At 45.6% G+C, this 19,056-nt stretch carries 17 protein-coding genes; 12 read left to right on the forward strand and 5 right to left on the reverse strand.

What is annotated here, in order from left to right:
- Positions 1-22: 22 nt before the first annotated feature.
- From R7Q09_RS09090 to R7Q09_RS09115, 6 genes are all read left to right on the forward strand, one after another.
- Positions 23-307, forward strand: a complete 285-nt coding sequence (locus R7Q09_RS09090; protein WP_054867031.1) for an LcrG family type III secretion system chaperone — start codon at positions 23-25, stop codon at positions 305-307.
- A gap of 10 nt (positions 308-317) precedes the next feature.
- Complete coding sequence (locus tag R7Q09_RS09095; protein ID WP_318070761.1) at positions 318-2,141, forward strand: virulence-associated V antigen; 1,824 nt, start codon at positions 318-320, stop codon at positions 2,139-2,141.
- 12 nt (positions 2,142-2,153) lie between these two features.
- Positions 2,154-2,639, forward strand: coding sequence for a SycD/LcrH family type III secretion system chaperone VcrH (vcrH, locus tag R7Q09_RS09100; RefSeq protein ID WP_318070760.1), 486 nt, complete (start codon positions 2,154-2,156; stop codon positions 2,637-2,639).
- A 7-nt stretch (positions 2,640-2,646) separates the two neighbouring features.
- A complete protein-coding gene (vopB, locus tag R7Q09_RS09105; RefSeq protein WP_005377260.1) occupies positions 2,647-3,846 on the forward strand; it encodes a type III secretion system translocon subunit VopB in 1,200 nt (399 codons plus the stop codon).
- 10 nt (positions 3,847-3,856) lie between these two features.
- Positions 3,857-4,861: a type III secretion system translocon subunit VopD gene (gene vopD / locus R7Q09_RS09110; protein ID WP_005377262.1), complete on the forward strand. Its 1,005-nt coding sequence runs from the start codon at positions 3,857-3,859 to the stop codon at positions 4,859-4,861.
- 205 nt (positions 4,862-5,066) lie between these two features.
- On the forward strand, positions 5,067-6,038 hold the full coding sequence (locus R7Q09_RS09115) for a TAXI family TRAP transporter solute-binding subunit (protein WP_005388171.1): 972 nt from the start codon (positions 5,067-5,069) through the stop codon (positions 6,036-6,038).
- Positions 6,039-6,330: 292 nt separating this feature from the next.
- Here the strand turns inward: R7Q09_RS09115 and R7Q09_RS09120 are convergent, their stop codons facing one another.
- The 5 genes from R7Q09_RS09120 to R7Q09_RS09140 all read right to left on the reverse strand — a co-directional run bounded on the left by R7Q09_RS09120 (position 6,331) and on the right by R7Q09_RS09140 (position 11,227).
- On the reverse strand, positions 6,331-7,101 hold the full coding sequence (locus tag R7Q09_RS09120) for a sulfite exporter TauE/SafE family protein (protein WP_005388172.1): 771 nt from the start codon (positions 7,099-7,101) through the stop codon (positions 6,331-6,333).
- Between the two features lie 80 nt (positions 7,102-7,181).
- Positions 7,182-7,697, reverse strand: a complete 516-nt coding sequence (locus R7Q09_RS09125) for an adenylate kinase (RefSeq protein WP_318070759.1) — start codon at positions 7,695-7,697, stop codon at positions 7,182-7,184.
- Between the two features lie 279 nt (positions 7,698-7,976).
- Positions 7,977-9,503 (reverse strand): tripartite tricarboxylate transporter permease, encoded by a 1,527-nt coding sequence (locus tag R7Q09_RS09130; RefSeq protein ID WP_172563238.1) that lies wholly within the window; start codon positions 9,501-9,503, stop codon positions 7,977-7,979.
- Positions 9,504-9,522: 19 nt separating this feature from the next.
- A complete protein-coding gene (locus tag R7Q09_RS09135; protein ID WP_005388179.1) occupies positions 9,523-10,017 on the reverse strand; it encodes a tripartite tricarboxylate transporter TctB family protein in 495 nt (164 codons plus the stop codon).
- Between the two features lie 238 nt (positions 10,018-10,255).
- Positions 10,256-11,227 carry a tripartite tricarboxylate transporter substrate binding protein gene (locus R7Q09_RS09140; protein WP_005388181.1) on the reverse strand — a complete coding sequence of 324 codons (972 nt, stop codon included), beginning with the start codon at positions 11,225-11,227 and terminating at the stop codon, positions 10,256-10,258.
- Between the two features lie 266 nt (positions 11,228-11,493).
- Between R7Q09_RS09140 and R7Q09_RS09145 the strand changes: the two genes are divergently transcribed.
- From R7Q09_RS09145 to prpF, 6 genes are all read left to right on the forward strand, one after another.
- Positions 11,494-11,892, forward strand: a complete 399-nt coding sequence (locus R7Q09_RS09145; protein ID WP_318070758.1) for a GFA family protein — start codon at positions 11,494-11,496, stop codon at positions 11,890-11,892.
- 264 nt (positions 11,893-12,156) lie between these two features.
- Positions 12,157-12,870, forward strand: coding sequence for a GntR family transcriptional regulator (locus tag R7Q09_RS09150; RefSeq protein WP_005377279.1), 714 nt, complete (start codon positions 12,157-12,159; stop codon positions 12,868-12,870).
- A 12-nt stretch (positions 12,871-12,882) separates the two neighbouring features.
- Positions 12,883-13,779, forward strand: a complete 897-nt coding sequence (gene prpB, locus R7Q09_RS09155) for a methylisocitrate lyase (RefSeq protein WP_005388185.1) — start codon at positions 12,883-12,885, stop codon at positions 13,777-13,779.
- A gap of 132 nt (positions 13,780-13,911) precedes the next feature.
- Positions 13,912-15,054, forward strand: a complete 1,143-nt coding sequence (gene prpC, locus R7Q09_RS09160; RefSeq protein ID WP_005377283.1) for a 2-methylcitrate synthase — start codon at positions 13,912-13,914, stop codon at positions 15,052-15,054.
- A gap of 156 nt (positions 15,055-15,210) precedes the next feature.
- Positions 15,211-17,802 carry a Fe/S-dependent 2-methylisocitrate dehydratase AcnD gene (gene acnD / locus R7Q09_RS09165; protein ID WP_054579505.1) on the forward strand — a complete coding sequence of 864 codons (2,592 nt, stop codon included), beginning with the start codon at positions 15,211-15,213 and terminating at the stop codon, positions 17,800-17,802.
- 9 nt (positions 17,803-17,811) lie between these two features.
- A complete protein-coding gene (prpF, locus tag R7Q09_RS09170; RefSeq protein ID WP_005377286.1) occupies positions 17,812-19,008 on the forward strand; it encodes a 2-methylaconitate cis-trans isomerase PrpF in 1,197 nt (398 codons plus the stop codon).
- Positions 19,009-19,056 lie beyond the last annotated feature (48 nt).

A 19,056-nucleotide genomic window follows, 5' to 3' on the forward strand; every position in this document is an offset into this window, starting at 1 on the left:
CCGCTTTAAGATAGGAATCAAGATGAAGCAACCGTTTACCGATGCGATTGAGAACGCTGAGCTTGCCATTAGAAAAGCTGAAGACAGAACCGATATTTTTAACGAGCTATTGGAAGGCTTAGGTGTTGGTCCTGTTGCGGGTGATGTTTTACTTGGCGGCATAAAAGCGCCAGTAAATACCATGAAACGTGCAGAGCAAGAGCTAATAGACGAAGTCCAGCGCCGCCGGCAACAACAAAATCAGCTACAAGGTACGTCAGGTAAACGCAGAAAGCGTCCCACAGTGATGCGCGGCATGATGATTTAGAGGTTTGGAAATGACGAATATGAAAACGACTGGCTCTACGACAGGAGCAACAGACACAGCTGCGAGTAGTGCACCATTACCCACTTTCCAACAAAACTTGATAGAGGCATTTACCCCTGTACTGGGTGAAGCAGAGACTCAGCAACTTGCCTCTCTAATCTCTTCATTGCCAACTATCTCGGGACAAACGGAATCACAAAGCATCGCGCTTTATGTTGATACACTTGAAAACCTAAAAGCGAAAAATAACGCGTTTGCTGATATATCATTGACCGACACCGCATCTGTTTGGATAAAGTCGCTACAAAGTGCTAACTCAGATGGCGAATTAACCGCAGCCGAGTTTAATGCTCAAACAAACCAAACGCTATCAAATCAGTTTCAGGCTTGGTTTAGTAAGTTACTGACGGAAAACGTAGATAGCTCGTTATCTACTGAGTTTGTTAGTCAATTTAATCTGGGCACTCAGGGTAACCAAGCGGAGCAGATCGCCAACCTCTCCGAGACAGGTCTGGCTAATGCCACCAAAGAAATTTCTCTTTTTGTTGCAGAGCTTGCTAATCAAATGGGCTCCCGTGAAGTGAGAGATGCTTCTATTTCTTTTCTTCGCAATGCCTTTAGTAGCCTAGGTTCCGTTAATCTCGCGCAGCTGAAGAGCTCAGATTTTCTGTTGACTAAAGAGAGTTTCGCTCTTCAAGTCTCAGCTCAATTAAAAAGTAGTTTTCAAGGCATCGGTATTACTTTAAGCACCGATGACGCAAGTTCGCTAGCTAGCAGAATTACCTGGACTCCTGGTATTTCTAAACAGCAGCTTAAAGAAGCGTTAGATGAAATGGCCGCTCAAGTGAAAGGCCAATATAGCGCAGCTTATGGCGAGGCGAGTGGAACGAACAATCTAAAAGCAGCACTTAATACTGTCATTGGTGGAACTGAGCCTTTGACCCTTTCTAGTCTGTTCGCCAACTTCGCGGTGAGTTTAACAAATATAGAAATCGACGACTTTTACCAGGACAGCGCGATAGCCGATGTCCAAAAGACACAAATAACGGCAGCTCAAGTTAATTTGATCAAAGAAAACACCGAACGAGATATCCGATTACAGTTTGAAAAAATAGTAAAAGGTGAATCTACCGGGGCTTCATTTACTGAGCGATACGAGGCATTGCGCAAGAACTTAGGGGCATTGAAAGAGCGTCTACTCAATATCACCGATAAAGAGAAAGCGGATCGCGAGGTGAGAGCAGAGCACTCTCTAACGGCTCGTGATTTGTTGGCCGTTGTTGAGTCCAGCATTGGAGACCGTTTTGATGAGCAAGTGCTGCTTGCACTAAATGAGCGTCGTGTTAACCGTTTAGAGAAACGTAATGACCAGAAAGAAGCATTAGAGGATCTCACAATACAGCTTAAAGTTTTTGGTGTTGTGCAATCAAAAATTCACTCTACGCAAAGTGTTGATGGGGTTTACAAACCGGGATATCCAGAAAGTAACTTCAAAGCGAGTGACTTTAACTACAGCAATCAAACGGATTTTGAAGCTTCACCTGAGTACAAGTATTTGACGGATAATAAGATAACAAACCATAGAGACTTCCTTCAAACACAAGGTATTACTATCGGTGATGGTGCTTCGTACCAAGACGAAGAGAAGTCGAAAAAGCTGTCTAATTTTTCTAGTTCTGTCAGTGCTAAATCCAAGTTGCTTAACGATGAAGTGCAAATCAAAACCACTGAGCTGAACGACACCAGTTCTCAATACAACTCGACCGTTGAAGCGATGAACAAGTTTGTTCAGAAGTACCACAGTATTTTACAAGAAATCCTACGAGCCATTTAAGGATAACCAACCATGACTAAAACAAACGCGACCGATCCATCTCAAATGCAAGCAGAAGAACTGCTGTCTTTTTTGGAAGAGGGAGGCACGTTAAAAATGTTGCACGATGTGTCTCAGGACACCATCGAACATATTTATGCCGTAGGTTACAACTTTTTCCAATCGGGAAAGATTGAGCAAGCAGCGAAAGTATTTCAATTACTCAGCATGCTTGATCATTATCAGGCGCGATTTTTCATTGGCCTTGGCGCGGCTCGTCAGGAGTTGGGTGAGTATCTGCAGGCAATAGACGCCTACAGCTACGCAGCGCTAGTGGGCGTAAATGATCCACGCCCACCTTTTCACTCTGCTGAATGTCACCTGAAACTGGAACAACTGACAGAAGCAGAGAGTGGGTTTTACAGCGCGAAGGAGATGTCTGCCGGAAAATCACAATATGCAGATTTGCATGAGCGTGCAGGCATCATGTTAGAAGCGGTGAGAAATAAAAAGGAGTAATTAGACTATGAGTTCTATTGCACTTGACCGCATCCAGACACAGGTTTATAGCCCTGAATCTGGCCAAGCCACGTTAGATAACGTGCAGAAAACGGCGTCTACAGCGACGCCTTCTGTGACGGTAGAAAACGTGAAGAGTAAAGATGCAGATGTACTGAACACCGGAAAAGTAAAAGTTCAGTTAGATGCACCTAACGCAGCTGTTAGTGACAAAGTGAATGATTTGACGCTAAAAGCCATGGCACAGCTGCAAAAGATCGTCGATACCATTGCAAAATCTCTCCATGCAGTTGCAGACCAAACAGGTTCGATTGCCGTCAAAATCATCGCAGGATCTGCTGATGATTTTGAAGTAGAGCTTGCTGCTATCACGGATAAACTGAAAAGTGCTCAAAACGAGCTGAAAATTCAGGAAGTGAAGGTCGCAAAAGCTAAGCACGAAAAAGAGATGGTGGAAAACCAAGACAAAATCAAAGAATCGGAAGCCGCTGCAAAAGAAGCCCAAAAATCAGGCTTAGCAGCGAAGATCTTTGGTTGGATCAGTGCGGTGGTTTCTATTGTTGTTGGTGCCGTAATGGTGGCAACGGGTGTTGGTGCAGCAGCCGGTGCACTTATGATCGCTGGTGGCGTCATGGGAGCAGTGAGCATGGCGTTGCAAGAGCCAGCCGTTCAAGATGCGCTAAAAGAAGCGGGCGTAAATGTCGATGTGCTAAACAAAGTCGTAATGGCATTAGAAATCGCCGTCGCGGTTATCGGAGCTGTAGTGACGTTTGGTGGTGCAGCTGCTGGCGGTATCGCGAAACTTGCAGCAAAAGGTGCTGGTAAGGTAGCTCAAAAGGTCACGGAAATCGCTACGAAAGCCGCTGCAAACATGGCGAAAGTGGCAGATATGGGCACAAAAGCTGCGACAACAACAGCGAAAGCGATTCGTTATGGCGCAGAAACCGTCGATCTTGCCGTCAATGTGGGTAAAGGCGCAACGGACAGTGTCCATGCTGCTAACAATGCTCACGTGACAGAGATTCAGGCTGATATCACAGATCTTCGAGCCAAAATGACGTTAAGCCAGGCTGTCATTGATAAGCTCAAAGAAGAGATTGGTAAGTTGATGGAAGACTTCCAAGAGCTGATGAGCCTCATCATGCAAATGATTCAAGCGAAAAGTGAAACTATGCAAACGGTGTTAAGCCGTCCTGCAACGGTATAAGGAGTTTATTATGCTAGATAAAGTAGGCGGAACGGGTCGTGGTGAACTATACGGTTTAGGCGACACCATTAAAACCAACAAAGCAGAAAAAGCGCCGGAAACAAAGCTTGAAGCGGGCGCCGTTAAAAGCCAAAGTGAGTCAGGTGTTTCTGGTGCAGCACGCTACCAGTTAGAGACACCTAAAGCTCCTACAGTGAGTAACCAAGCTCAAGTTGTTGCAAACCTAATGAGCGCTCTTGCACCGACGGTGAGCTCATTAATGAGCACAACGATGAAAGCGCTTAACGGTGAGGAGGTGATCAAGTCACCATCAGATGCGGTATCACAATCGTTGACGCTATTAACATTGTTGTATCAAGTATCAAAGCTGAGCCGTGAGCAGCAAGTGCTACAACGTGAAATTGCTGTTGAAGCAAACGTCGCGAGTTTAGAAAGCCAAGCGGCAGAACTCAACAACTCGGCAAGCGCGATGATCGCGATGGCAGTCGTTTCGGGTGTACTAGCGGGTGCTACCGCAATTATTGGTGCCCTTGGTTCTTTCAAAGCAGGGAAAGAAATCAAGAATGAAATGGCGAGCAATAATGTACTTAAAACGCAAAAAGCTGGCTTCGATCAAGCAGAAGAGTTATTAAATAACAATAGCTTGTCTAAAACTCAGCAAGATCAGGTTAAGCGTGCGCACTCACTAGCGAAAGACAATATCGCAGACACGACAGCGCAGCTGACAAGTGGTGGCCGTAAGTTCGATAAGTTGATGAGCTCAAACCAAGCGAAGAACGCTATTCTTCAAGCTTTGGGCCAGATGGCAAACTCAGCATCGAATGTAGAGCAAACCAAAGCGCAAGCGCGCAGCAAAGATGATGAAGTACAAGCGACTCGCGCACAAGCAGCCAAACAGAAAGCCGATGAAAACATTGGTTTCCAAGAAGGTTTATTGAAAGAGCTACGTGACTTGTTCCGATCTATCTCAGATAGCCAGAACCAAGCGTGGCGAGCGTCAGTCCCAACGGTGTAACCATCCGTTTCACTAACTACAAAGCGTTGTTTATACAACGCTTTTTTTATGGGGTTAAAGTATAAACGCTATTTATCAGCAGGTTAAGTTGATAAAAAAGTATATATCTATAAATCAACCTCTAAGGATGAGAACTCAAACGTTATCAAATTGTTAACGGTTGCTATACTTAAACGGTCATCAACACAAGTAAAAGGGATGTTCAATGTTTAAGTTTAAGCAAATCGCACTTGCGGCTTCTTTGGCTGCACTCACAACAGGCTTTTCTGCGTCTGCGGAGGAAACGTTTGTCACGATTGGTACCGGTGGAGTAACAGGGGTTTATTATCCGACTGGTGGCGCTATTTGTCGCTTGGTTAACAAATCGCGAGAAGATCACGGTATCCGTTGTTCGGTAGAAAGTACTGGGGGATCGATTTATAACATCAACACTATTCGTGCTGGTGAATTGGACCTCGGTATCGCGCAATCAGACTGGCAGTATCATGCTTACAAAGGAACCAGTAAGTTTGAAGAAAGCGGGCCTTTTAAAGAGCTACGCGCCGTATTCTCCGTTCATCCAGAACCGTTTACTGTCGTTGCACGTAAAGACGCGAACATCAAAACTTTTGATGATTTGAAAGGTAAGCGCGTTAACATTGGTAATCCTGGTTCTGGTCAGCGAGGTACTATGGAAGTGCTAATGAACCAGTATGGTTGGAGTAACGACGACTTTAAGCTTGTCTCTGAGTTAAAAGCAGCAGAGCAATCAAAAGCACTTTGTGATAACAAAATTGATGCGATGATTTATACCGTTGGTCACCCAAGTGGAGCGATTAAAGAAGCCACTACGTCGTGTGATAGTAATATCGTAACGGTAGCTGGACCTAATGTAGAAAAACTGGTTGCAGACAACAGCTTCTATCGTGTCGCAAATGTCCCGGGTGGTATGTATCGTGGCACAGATAGTGATGTTCAAACCTTTGGTGTGGGCGCGACGTTTGTTTCCTCTACTGCTGTACCAGAAGATGTGGTTTATAACGTGGTTAAAGCGGTATTCGAAAACTTCGATGATTTCCGCCGTCTCCACCCAGCGTTTGCAAACTTGAAGAAAGAGGAAATGGTAAAAGACGGTTTATCTGCGCCTCTTCACCCAGGTGCGCTCAAATACTACAAAGAAGTAGGGCTGATTAAGTAAGCGTTACTTTCTCTTATTATTGATGTAAAACGCCATCTTTCTCGAACAATGCCACTCGTTTAACTGCGAGTGGCATATTTCTATTTCTCGTCATCCTGTACAGCGACGAAGGAGCGTGATACAGGATCTTCCATCCGAGCACTTTGTGATCAAAATGGTTTCATTAGCCGCTCAGTGTAGTGCTATTAGATTCCTAACCTCGCTGGAGTGACACAAAAATCGTTAAGCTATCTGCATTAATCTTTCGCGCTGGTGTTTTTGTAGGATTGTTATCCACTTGTACAAGTTTTGCTTAAACATAAACATCAATGAAAAAGTAGATAGTGATGAGAATAGAAGAAAGAGCAACAAACCCTTTAACATGATTGGGATTCAGTTGACGAGATACACGAGCTGCAAGATACCCACCTACCAACGTACCGACCAAAACAACACTACCTGTGTGCCAGTCAATGGAGCCATTGGCAACAAAAATCACGATAGCAATGAGTGAAACACACGTAGATACGAGCAATTTCAAACCGTTCATTAAATTAATGTCTTGGTGGCCAGCTACTACCAGATAGCTCAGAACAATAACCCCTAAACCTGCGTTGAAAAAACCACCGTAAGCAGAGACACCAACAAGTAGTAAACCTAACGCGATTGCTCCGAGTATGCCAGCATGTTTGTGCTCTTTCGCGACAGTTTTGATTAGCATTGTTAAACGAGAACCGGTGAGAAAAAGCACGGTGGCAAATAAGAGTAACCAAGGGATGGCTTCCATAAATAGCGATTCTGGCGTGTTGAGCAACAGATATGCTCCGACAGCGCCGCCGACTAAACTGAATGAGACTGTGAACAGCAGTTCATGCTTGTTCTTCATGATCTCTTCTCTGAACCCGACGGCTCCGCTAATGTAACCCGCACATGAAGCATACGTGTTTGTTGCGTTAGCCATAATAGGAGGAACACCAACTGCCAATAGAGCCGGAAAAGTAATAAAGCTTCCGCCTCCCGCTATGGAGTTAATGATCCCACCAATTACGCCAGCAACGAATAAAAGTGCTAGTTCTAAAAGCATAAACAATCCTTGTTATGTTCTTTTTATTGTTAGAGCTTCAGATGCTCTAACCTACATGCTCTAATGTTCTGATATGAGGTTTACTTTACCCGCTCTAAAAAAAAATTGTTCAGTTCTGTAACGTTTTTGATGACATGAACGGCTTTACTTTGAGAGTACCCTTCGAGGCGAGACATAAAGTCATCATTCCAGAATTCGGGGCATTGCTGAAGAACTTTGTAGCTTTGTAACGTTCCTTTCAGTACCGAACTACCATTAGGCCAACCTTCAGGTTTAATGAAAAGTCCTTTAAGGAGACGTTTCGTCACAAACCAATAGCTTACTGAGTATGGTAGATCAATATAAATGAGAGTATCGGCTGCATCTAAACGAGTGTTAAAAGAGCTGATCGGTCCAAGGCCATCTATAATCCAACGATCTGAGCTTAGTATATTGCTATGGGCTTCATCAAAAACGCTACGCTCAACGGGATCACCGTTTGGTTTATATACTATTGAATCTAATTGATGAAGAGGAAGACCGGTAGCCGACGCGATTGCTTTACTTACCGTCGATTTTCCACTGCCGGGTTTACCAAAAACTGCTATTTTTTGCATTGTGACCGCCTCCAAGAGAGCTTTTCCCATACGGTAGAGACAGAAAACCCACCGCTATGGGTGGGTTCGATAAATACTGAGCGCATCAAAAAATCCCACCATTCCTATGGAATGATGATAATTCGTTGGTTAAGTTGCGCTAAGCGTGTGTTCATACAATCACCTTCATATAACGACAGTGATTTGTCAATACCATCTGTACAATAAGTGAACGATTTGGAAGGGGGAAGATAAAGCCATCACGATGGATGGCTTTATCTAGGTTGAAAGAGACAGCGATTACTGCTCAACGCTGACTGGCTGTGCTTTAAACTTTTGAATCAGCTTTACGATTAGTGGACTTGCCAATACCAATACAGCTAAAACAGTAAAGGTAAGGGTAATAGGACGCTCCCATAGGAAACTCAGTTCTCCATCTGAAATCATTAATGCGCGGCGTAAGTTCTCTTCCATTAATCCTCCAAGGATGAAGCCCAACAATAAAGGTGCGAGCGGGAAGTTAGCGAGCCGAAGTGCAATGGCAGCCATAGCCACAATCAGCATCACGAACACATCCATAGTGTTAAAAGAGACCAAATAAACCCCGGTGATTGAGAAGAATAAAATCATCGGTAGAAGCACCGTTCTTGGAACCGCCAAAAGCTTTGAAATGTACGGAATCAATGGTAAGTTCAGGATCACAAGTACGATGTTGCCGAAGTACATGGAAATGATCACTGACCAGAACACATCTGGGTGTTCAACAAATAGGCGAGGGCCAGGTTGAATACCATAAGCGATCAGCGCACCGAGCATTATTGCTGTTGTACCAGAGCCCGGAATACCAAGCGTTAATAGCGGTACAAATGAACCACTAGATGCTGCATTGTTCGCAGACTCTGGCGCAACCAAACCACGGATACTGCCTTTACCGAACTCATCCTTTTTCTCTTTAGGTGCGAGGTTGCGCTCCATACCATAGCTTAAAAAAGCAGCAATGGTTGCCCCTGCGCCAGGAAGGACGCCAGTGAAGAAACCTAATATTGAAGAGCGAATTGAAACAGGCGCAACATCTTTGATTTCTTCCTTGGTCACTTTCATTGAGCCAATGTTGCTCAGCTTTTCTTGTTCTTCATCGCTGGTGTCTTTTGGTGGTTTAAGAATGCCCATCAATGTTTCACCCAGTGCGAATGTCGCCATTGCAAGCAACAAGAAGCTAAAGCCATCCATTAAATCCGTTAAACCGAAGGTAAAGCGTTCAACGCCTACGCCTTTATCGATACCAACTGTAGATAGCATCAAACCAAGAATGGTCATCATCCACGCTTTGATTACCTGACCTTTCCCCGCAAAAGCCGCGACTGCTGATAACCCAAGTAGCATCAACGCAAAATAGTCCGACGATTGGAAGCTAAGGGAGACGCTAGCCAATGCTGGTGCGGCAACAAGCAACATAATGGCAGATAGCGTACCGCCAGTGAAAGATGAATAAGCTGCCAAAGCTAATGCTTTACCTGCCTGGCCTTTTTGAGCCATTGGGTAGCCGTCGAATGCTGTCACCACGGTTGAAGAACAACCCGGCGCGTTAATTAAAATCGACGATGTAGAACCACCAAATACCGCACCGTAATAAACACCCGCCATTAAAATAAGGCCAGAGGAGGGCTCTAGGCCATAAGTAATTGGGATCATCAAAGCAATGGCTGAGATCGGCCCAAGTCCAGGTAACATGCCGATAAATGTACCGACGAAGCAACCAACGATCACCATCATAATGTTCATTGGCATTACTGCGGTGGATAAACCTTGTAGAATTCCATCTAACATAATTCAGTCCTTTCTTTGACTACCAGATGGTGAAAATCAAACCCGGTTCGAGATAGATGTCCAAACCTTGAGTGAGTAATAAGTAGAACGCGATCACGAATGGAAACGACGCGCCAAACAGAACGGGTTTACGTCTTTCCCCGAGCAGATAAAAGCCAGCCAATAAAAAGAAGCCAGTAGCTATCACAAAACCTAGATAAGTCAGGCCCACGCCGTAGAGCGCCATTAAAATTAAAAAGGCAATCAGTAACTTCCAATTGAAGGTCAGCACTGCGCCACTTTGTTTATCTGGTTGTCCTGTCACCAGCAGTAGCAAAGAAAGGCCGACACCAACGTAAGTCAGGATGGTTGGCAGAGTACGTGCGGTGAATGGTTCATACTCATCACCTGGAAACAATGGAATCTGCGAGGTTTGATAACCGTAGCAAAGACAGAAGAGTAGAAAGATCATTGCGCCGACGCGGTCACGACAGAGCAAATACTCTTTGGTGAAAAAGTTGGTTGAACGAGGCATATTCAACTCCTAACAAAAGTAAAAAAGACCGCATATGGACGTCAATGAATAAACTAAACCATTAACAATTAAGCATTTCGCTGCTAGTCGAGCCGCTTTGGGTATATAAACAAAGGAGTGTGCATGCCGATTGTCGACAATGTCCATATGCGGTGAAACTTAGAGTGCAAATACAATGGGGAAATACCAACCTACGTTATTCATTGAGGTTGGTATCTGAGGGACCCCAATTCGACAGTTACTTCAGGAAGCCTAACTCGCGCATTAAGTCACCCATCTGTTGCTCTTGATCTTCAAGAAACGCGAAGAATGCTTTATCCGCTTTATAGTTGTCGATCCAACCATTGCGGTCTCGAACGACTTGCCATTCGTCGGTGTTATACATTTTAGTAAATGCGGCATTCCATTCATCTAGCTTTTCTTGGCTTGTGCCTGGTGCTGCAAAGAATCCACGCCAGTTAGCAAAGACAGTTTCATTACCGTATTCGGTGAGAGTTGGAATGTTAGGCGCAGCTTCTAAACGTTTTGGTGCTGTAATCGCTAACACTTTCACTTGCCCAGACTTAGACATTTCGAGTACTTCACCTAGCCCTGTAGAGAGCAGTTGTGTTTCGCCTGAAAGTAGGGCAGCCATGGCTTTTCCACCTGCATCATAGGCAATGTAACGAACTTTGCGCGCATCAAAACCTTCACCTTTGAAAGCTGCTGCTATAACCAAATGATCCATAGAACCACGAGCAGAGCCACCAGCAACCTTCACCTTACGTGGGTTTTCTTTAAAAGCTTTAACGACATCTTCCCAAGAGCTGTAAGGAGAATCGGCTGATGTAACAATGGCGCCATAATCGGCAACCGTTGCGGCAACAGGAGTCAAGTCGCGGAAAGATTGTGGAAAGATCCCACTGAGCGAGCGAACGACGATCGGTGTTGAGTTCACCATGAGTGTATCTTCTTGACGATCAGCCGTTTCAATCAAATGTGCGATTGCTTTGCCACCGCCACCACCAGATAGGTTTTGAAATGATACGGTTTCGACGATGTCTGACTTTATTAATACATCACCAGTACCTCGGGCGGTCATGTCCCAACCGCCACCGGCACCTCCAGGGATAAGAAAGTGCATTTTTTCAATATCTGCAGCAAGAGCGTTGAATGAAAATGAAGCTGCGATGATTGAAGCGGCGAGCGTTGGTTTGAGTACCTTTAACATGTTCACGTTCCTTATGTTAGCGACTCTATTTAGTTGAGCCTTATTGTTTTTGCTCAGTTGTCATGCCTTGTAAGCGTTAAAGCTGAACTTGGTGTAAAGGTTAATTAAGTGTTAAATATCTGTCTGTAAAAGAGATATAAAGAGAATATTGAGCATTTCGGTTATTTTGTTCATAAAGTTCACGGCGAGAAGTTGGTGTTAGGTCACGCGGCTTTACGCTTTGGTAGGCCATAATAAAATGACGGAAAATGAACGAGGAAAAGAGAATGAAAGGGACGTGTTTGTGCGGCGCAATTGAAGTCATCGCTGAGGTTAAAAATGAGGTTAGCCTGTGCCATTGCTCTATGTGTCGAAAATGGTCGAGTGGTGCACTTCATGCGGTGCATTGTGGGCCTAACGTGACCTTTAAAGGTGGCGAACCTAAACGTTATCAGTCGTCAGACTGGGGAGTGAGGGGGTTTTGCGGTGAGTGTGGCACAAACCTTTTCTACCATTTTTTGCCGACAGGTGAGTACATTCTTTCCGCTGGTTTGTTCGATAACCCAGATTTCAAACTCACTTTAGAGATTTTTACCGATGAAAAGCCAGCTTATTATGACCTCAATTCCGCTTCACAAAAGATGACTTCGCAACAAGTCTTTGATCAATTTGTACCTAAAGAATAGTTTTTTATCCGATTATTGTTCGACAGCTGAGCTTTTAGTTTTTAGATCATAAGCTTAAAGGTTTATAAGTTGTCGACAATATGAACTCACCATTCTTTATTTCTGCTAAAAAAGGCACTTAATGGGCATTTTAGGCCCATTTAAATTACGACCTTAGTCTAAATTGTCGACAATTAACTTGATTGTCGACACTTTGATCGACTACTTTATATTCAGGTTAAGAAATTGTAGACATTTCGATGTCGGTAACAAGAGTATCTGAATATGAACTCTGAGTTGAAAGCTCGTTATAAAGTGCTGGGTTCTGAGAAAGAACACACCAAATCCGAAACGCTGACCGAAACACTGATTGAAGTCATTGTTAATGGCGATGTGAAGCCTGGCCATAAGATATCAGAGCCTGAGCTAGCAAAGAAATATCAAGTCAGTCGTGGGCCTTTGCGTGAAGCATTGATGCGCTTAGAGGGGCTAGGGCTCATCGAGCGAATTCCTCATGTTGGGGCCAGAGTGACCACTTTTTCTCCGGAAAAGCTGATAGAACTTTATGCCGTTCGAGAAGCATTGGAAGGCATGGCGGCAAGGTTAGCTGCGCGACACATTACGCAAGAAGAGCTCTTAAGCTTGGAAATGCTATTGTCGACACATTCCAAGCATATAGACCAAATGGAAGGCGCGTCTTACTTCCATCAACATGGTGACTTTGATTTTCACTATCGCATCATCCAAGCGAGCAGAAACAGTAAGTTAATATCTCTGCTGTGTGATGAACTCTATCACTTATTACGGATGTATCGTTATCAGTCGCCACGTGCGCAATCTCGCCCGAATGAGGCGCTCACCGAACACAAATTCATTTTGGAAGCCATTCGCAATCGCGATGAAGAGCTTGCAGAAATGTTGATGAGAAGACACATATCAGGAAGTCGAAAGCTCATCCAATCTCAAATTATACATACAGAAAGTTTAGACAAAGACTAGAAGGAATTCGTCATGAGCTTAACACCGGGAGCGAAATTCAGACTCGCCATTGAACAAAATAATCCACTACAAATTGTCGGCACTATAAACCCGTATTGCGCCATGATGGCAAAAAACTTGGGTCACCAAGCGATTTACTTGTCTGGTGGCGGTATCGCAAATGCGTCATACGGATTGCCGGATCTCGGTATCACAACATTAAACGACGTTTTGGTTGACGTTGACCGCATCACTAACGCATGTGATTTGCCTCTTTTGGTTGATATCGACACGGGTTTTGGCGGTGCATTTAACATTGCTCGCACGATCAAAGCGATGGAAAAAGCAGGCGCGGCAGCGGTGCACATGGAAGACCAAGTTGCACAGAAACGTTGTGGTCATCGTCCGAACAAAGCAATAGTCAGCCAGCAAGAGATGGTTGATCGTGTAAAAGCCGCGGTTGATGCACGCAATGATGAAAGTTTCGTGATTATGGCTCGTACTGACGCGTTAGCTGTTGAAGGCATGGACAGCGCAATCGAGCGCGCGATTGCGTGTGTGGAAGCTGGCGCAGACATGATCTTCCCAGAAGCGATGAACAAGCTGGACCAGTACCTTCAGTTCTCAAATGCGCTTGAGCAAGCGACCGGAAAGCACGTTCCTATTCTGGCGAATATTACAGAATTTGGCGCGACACCGCTGTATGGCTGCGATGAGCTAGCGAAAGCAAAAGTGGACATGGTGCTTTATCCATTAAGTGCGTTCCGTGCCATGAACAAAGCTGCTGAAACGGTCTACAAACATTTGCTAGAAGTGGGTAATCAGGAAGCACTGGTTGATTCGATGCAAACACGTAAAGAGTTGTATCAGCACCTGAATTACCACGACTACGAAGACAAACTTGACCAGTTATTCTCTGAAGGGAAATAGCGGGGGAAAAGCAAAAATAGACGGAAGCCCAAGAAAAAGATAATCGGAATTTATCTCATCTAATAACGTGAAATTCGTTTGGCTAAAAACACCCCAGAGAGGGAAAAGTCAGACAGAAAAGGAGTTCAAACAATGTCTCAAACTGCAGAAAAGAAAGCAGAATTAGGTGGCGCGGGCCTTCGTGGTCAAAGCGCAGGAAGCACAGCTTTATGTACTGTCGGAAAAACGGGAACTGGTTTAACTTATCGTGGATACGATATTACTGATCTTGCGAACAACGCACAGTTTGAAGAAGTGGCTCACCTTCTGTTACGCGGTCACTTGCCGAATCAACAAGAACTTGATGCGTACAAGACACACCTACTCAGCCTTAGAGGTTTGCCAGCCGAGCTAAAACAAGCTTTAGAGTTAATTCCTGCAAGCGCACACCCAATGGACGTAATGCGCACGGGTTGTTCTGTATTGGGTAACCTAGAGCAGGAAATGAGCTTCGAGGAGCAACTGAAAGCAACCGAACGTATGCTAGCCTTGTTCCCTGCCATCATCTGTTACTGGTACCGCTTTAGTCATGATGGCGTGCGTATCAACACCGAGGATCAGACTGAAGATTGCATCGGTGGTTACTTCTTACGATTACTTACAGACAAAGCGCCATCTGCGCTGCACAAACAAGTGATGCATTGCTCGCTCATTCTTTATGCTGAACATGAGTTTAATGCTTCTACATTCGCAGCACGCGTTTGTGCATCAACGTTGTCAGACATTCATTCTTGTATCACGGCGGCAATCGGTACGCTTCGTGGGCCACTTCACGGCGGTGCGAACGAAGCGGCGATGGAAATGATTGAAGATTGGCAAACGCCCGACGAGGCGGAAGCGAACATCATGAAAATGCTAGCCAATAAAGACAAGATCATGGGCTTCGGTCACGCGATTTATCGTGAAAGTGACCCTCGCAACGCCTTAATAAAACGATGGTCCAAAGAGCTATCGAAACAAGTTGGTGATACTCATCTATATGCGGTTTCTGAGCGTGTTGAATCAGTGATGAAGCGAGAGAAAGGTCTGTTCTGTAATGCGGACTTCTTCCATGCATCGGCTTACCACTTCATGGACATTCCAACCAAACTATTTACCCCAATCTTTGTGATGAGTCGTTTAACGGGCTGGGCTGCACACGTTTATGAACAGCGTGCCAATAACCGTATTATTCGCCCAAGTGCCGATTATACGGGCCCAGATCATCAAGAATGGGTGCCTATCGAGAATCGCTAGCGCGAAGGTCAACGAGGGCATTATATGCTTTGGTTGACCACCTCCTTCCTTTGTCATTCTCTCTAACAGAGGAAGGAGATCCTCTCATCACTGTGTTTCTGGAGCAATGGAAAACCTTGATGAAGGCAAGATGTAAAGACTGAATGGAAGCAAACCATGAACACAAATATTAATACCCAATATCGTAAGCCGCTTCCGGGAACTCAACTGGATTATTTTGATGCACGCGAAGCCGTCAATGCCATTTCTCCTGGAGCCTATGAAACACTCCCTTATACCTCTCGCGTGCTAGCTGAGCAACTGGTCCGTCGCTGTGACCCGAACACATTGACAGATAGCCTGAAACAGTTAATTGAACGCAAACGCGATCTTGATTTTCCTTGGTATCCAGCACGCGTTGTTTGTCATGACATTCTTGGTCAGACCGCTCTAGTCGATTTAGCGGGTCTACGCGATGCCATTTCAGATCAGGGCGGCGATCCTGCAAAAGTGAACCCAGTGGTTGAGACACAATTGATCGTTGACCACTCTTTAGCGGTTGAACATGCGGGCTTTGACCCTGATGCCTTCGACAAAAACCGCGCGATTGAAGAGCGCCGTAATGAAGACCGATTTCACTTTATCGAGTGGTGTAAAACAGCGTTTGAAAACGTCAGCGTGATTCCAGCTGGGAATGGCATCATGCACCAAATCAACTTGGAAAAAATGTCTCCTGTGGTACAAGCAAAGCAGGGCATTGCCTACCCAGACACCTGTGTGGGTACGGACAGTCACACACCTCACGTAGACGCTCTTGGTGTTATTGCGATAGGTGTCGGTGGTCTGGAAGCAGAAACCGTCATGCTTGGCCGACCATCAATGATGCGTCTACCAGATATTGTCGGTGTCAAACTGACGGGTAAACGTCAACCGGGCATTACCGCAACGGATATTGTCCTCGCGATTACTGAGTTTCTGCGTAATGAGCGTGTGGTATCTTCATATCTTGAATTCTTCGGAGAAGGCGCACGTGATCTAACGATCGGAGACCGCGCAACGATTTCAAACATGACACCAGAATACGGCGCAACAGCTGGCATGTTTTATATTGATGAGCAGACCATCAATTACTTGAAACTAACTGGTCGAGATGAAGAACAAGTTGCTCTAGTAGAAAATTACGCAAAACAAACCGGTCTTTGGGCAGACGATCTTGATAGCGCCGTTTACGAGCGCGTACTTGAGTTCGATTTATCATCAGTTAGCCGTAACTTGGCTGGTCCGTCAAACCCTCATCGTCGTTTACCAACTTCTGAGTTGGCACAGCGCGGCATTTCTGGAGCGTGGGAAGAGAAAGAAGGCGAGTTGCCAGATGGTGCAGTGATCATCGCTGCTATTACCTCATGTACGAATACTAGTAACCCAAGAAACGTGGTTGCTGCTGGCCTTGTGGCGAAGAAAGCCAACGAACTTGGTCTTGTACGTAAACCTTGGGTGAAATCGTCTTTTGCTCCGGGTTCTAAAGTTGCACGCTTGTATCTGGAAGAAGCGGGCTTATTACCAGAGCTAGAGAAGCTTGGCTTTGGCATTGTTGGTTACGCATGTACAACTTGTAACGGTATGAGTGGTGCGCTGGATCCAAAAATCCAACAAGAGATCATCGACCGTGATTTATATGCGACAGCGGTGCTTTCTGGTAACCGTAACTTTGATGGTCGAATCCATCCGTACGCCAAACAAGCTTTTTTGGCTTCACCACCATTGGTTGTCGCTTATGCGCTGGCCGGTACGATTCGTTTTGATATCGAGCGCGATGCACTGGGCACTGACCAACATGGCAAACCAATTTACTTAAATGATTTGTGGCCAAGCGATGAAGAGATCGATGCAGTTGTCGGTACTCATGTTAAACCTGAGCAGTTTAAGCAAGTTTACATTCAGATGTTTAAGCTGAATGATCAAGAGCAAAATCCCAACCCGCTGTACGACTGGCGTCCGATGAGTACCTATATCCGCCGACCACCGTACTGGGAAGGTGCGCTAGCGGGAGAAAGAACATTGTCTGGCATGCGTCCATTGGCGATTCTGGGCGACAACATCACCACTGATCACTTATCACCATCCAACGCGATTCTCGCAAGCAGCGCAGCAGGTGAATACTTAGCGAAAATGGGTGTGCCAGAAGAAGATTTCAACTCTTACGCGACTCACCGTGGTGACCACTTAACGGCGCAACGCGCGACCTTCGCTAACCCAAAGTTGTTCAATGAAATGGTGAAGGAAAACGGCGAAGTCGTGCAGGGATCTCTGGCGCGTGTAGAGCCAGAAGGGCAGGTGGTTCGTATGTGGGAAGCGATTGAAACCTACATGAATCGTAAACAACCATTGATCGTGGTGGCTGGCGCGGATTACGGTCAGGGGTCATCCCGTGACTGGGCAGCAAAAGGCGTTCGACTGGCAGGCGTAGAAGCCATTGTTGCTGAAGGCTTTGAGCGTATTCACCGTACTAACTTGGTTGGCATGGGCGTACTACCACTGCAATTTAAGTCAGGCGTTAACCGCAATACGCTAGAGCTGGATGGTACGGAACTTTACGACGTGGTTGGAGAAATCAAGCCGGGCGCTGATTTAGCGCTGGTTATCACACGCAGCAACGGCGATAAAGTCGATGTTCCGGTTACTTGTCGCTTAGATACCGCTGACGAAGTTCACGTGTACAACGCAGGCGGTGTTCTGCAGCGTTTCGCGCAAGATTTCTTGGCACAATAAGGAGTGCGTATGTCAAATAATACTCCGAATCAAACAAGCCAAATAAAAGTGCCCGCGACGTACATGCGTGGCGGCACGAGTAAAGGTGTCTTTTTCAACCTAGAGGATTTGCCTCAAGAAGCGCAAGTGGCTGGAGCCGCACGTGACAAACTGTTGCTACGCGTTATTGGCAGCCCTGATCCTTACGCGAAGCAAATTGATGGCATGGGGGGCGCGACGTCAAGCACCAGTAAAACAGTGATTGTTTCGCGCAGCAGCAGAGCCGATCACGATGTTGACTACTTATTTGGTCAAGTGTCGATCGACAAACCATTCGTCGATTGGAGCGGTAACTGCGGCAACTTGTCTGCCGCTGTCGGTCCTTTCGCCATTCATGCTGGTCTGATCCCACAAGATCGCATTCCAGAAAATGGCATTGTGACGGTGCGTGTTTGGCAGGTGAACATCAGCAAAACCATCTTGATTCACGTGCCAATCGTCAATGGTTTCGTTCAAGAAACCGGCGAATTTGAGCTCGATGGCGTGACGTTTCCGGCCGCCGAGATTCAAGTCGATTTCGTTGACCCTTCTGATGGCGAAGGAAGTATGTTCCCTACGGGTAACTTAGTTGATGATTTAGTGGTGCCGGATGTGGGTACGTTCAACGCGACCTTTATTAACGCGGGCATACCAACCATTTTTATTGATGCTGAATCGATTGGATATCAGGGCACCGAGCTGCAAGACGATATCAACAACGATGACACAGCATTAGCAATGTTCGAATCCATCCGTGCATATGGCGCGTTAAAAATGGGCCTGATTTCTGATTTAGAAGAAGCTCAAACACGCCAACATACGCCGAAAATAGCGTTTGTTTCTAAACCGAAAAGTTACCTGTCTTCAAGTGGTAAAGCCGTTAATGAGTCGGATATTGATGTGCTCGTTCGCGCGCTGTCGATGGGCAAGCTACATCATGCAATGATGGGAACAGCAGCCGTTGCTATTGCTTCTGCTGCGTGTGTGCCCGGAACGTTAGTGAATTTAGCCGCTGGTGGCGGTGAAAAAGAGTCCGTGACTTTTGGCCACCCGTCAGGAACGTTAAAAGTTGGGGCACAAGCGAAGCAAACTGAGCAGGGCTGGGTGGTGCAAAAAGCCATTATGAGCCGAAGTGCGAGAATACTGATGGAGGGATTTGTGCGTGTACCCTTCTATGTCTTCGATTAAAAGAGACGATCTTTGGATTAAAAGAGCGATCTTTGAGTAGAACGAGAG

The sequence above is a fragment of the Vibrio sp. 2130-1 genome, assembly GCF_033339515.1.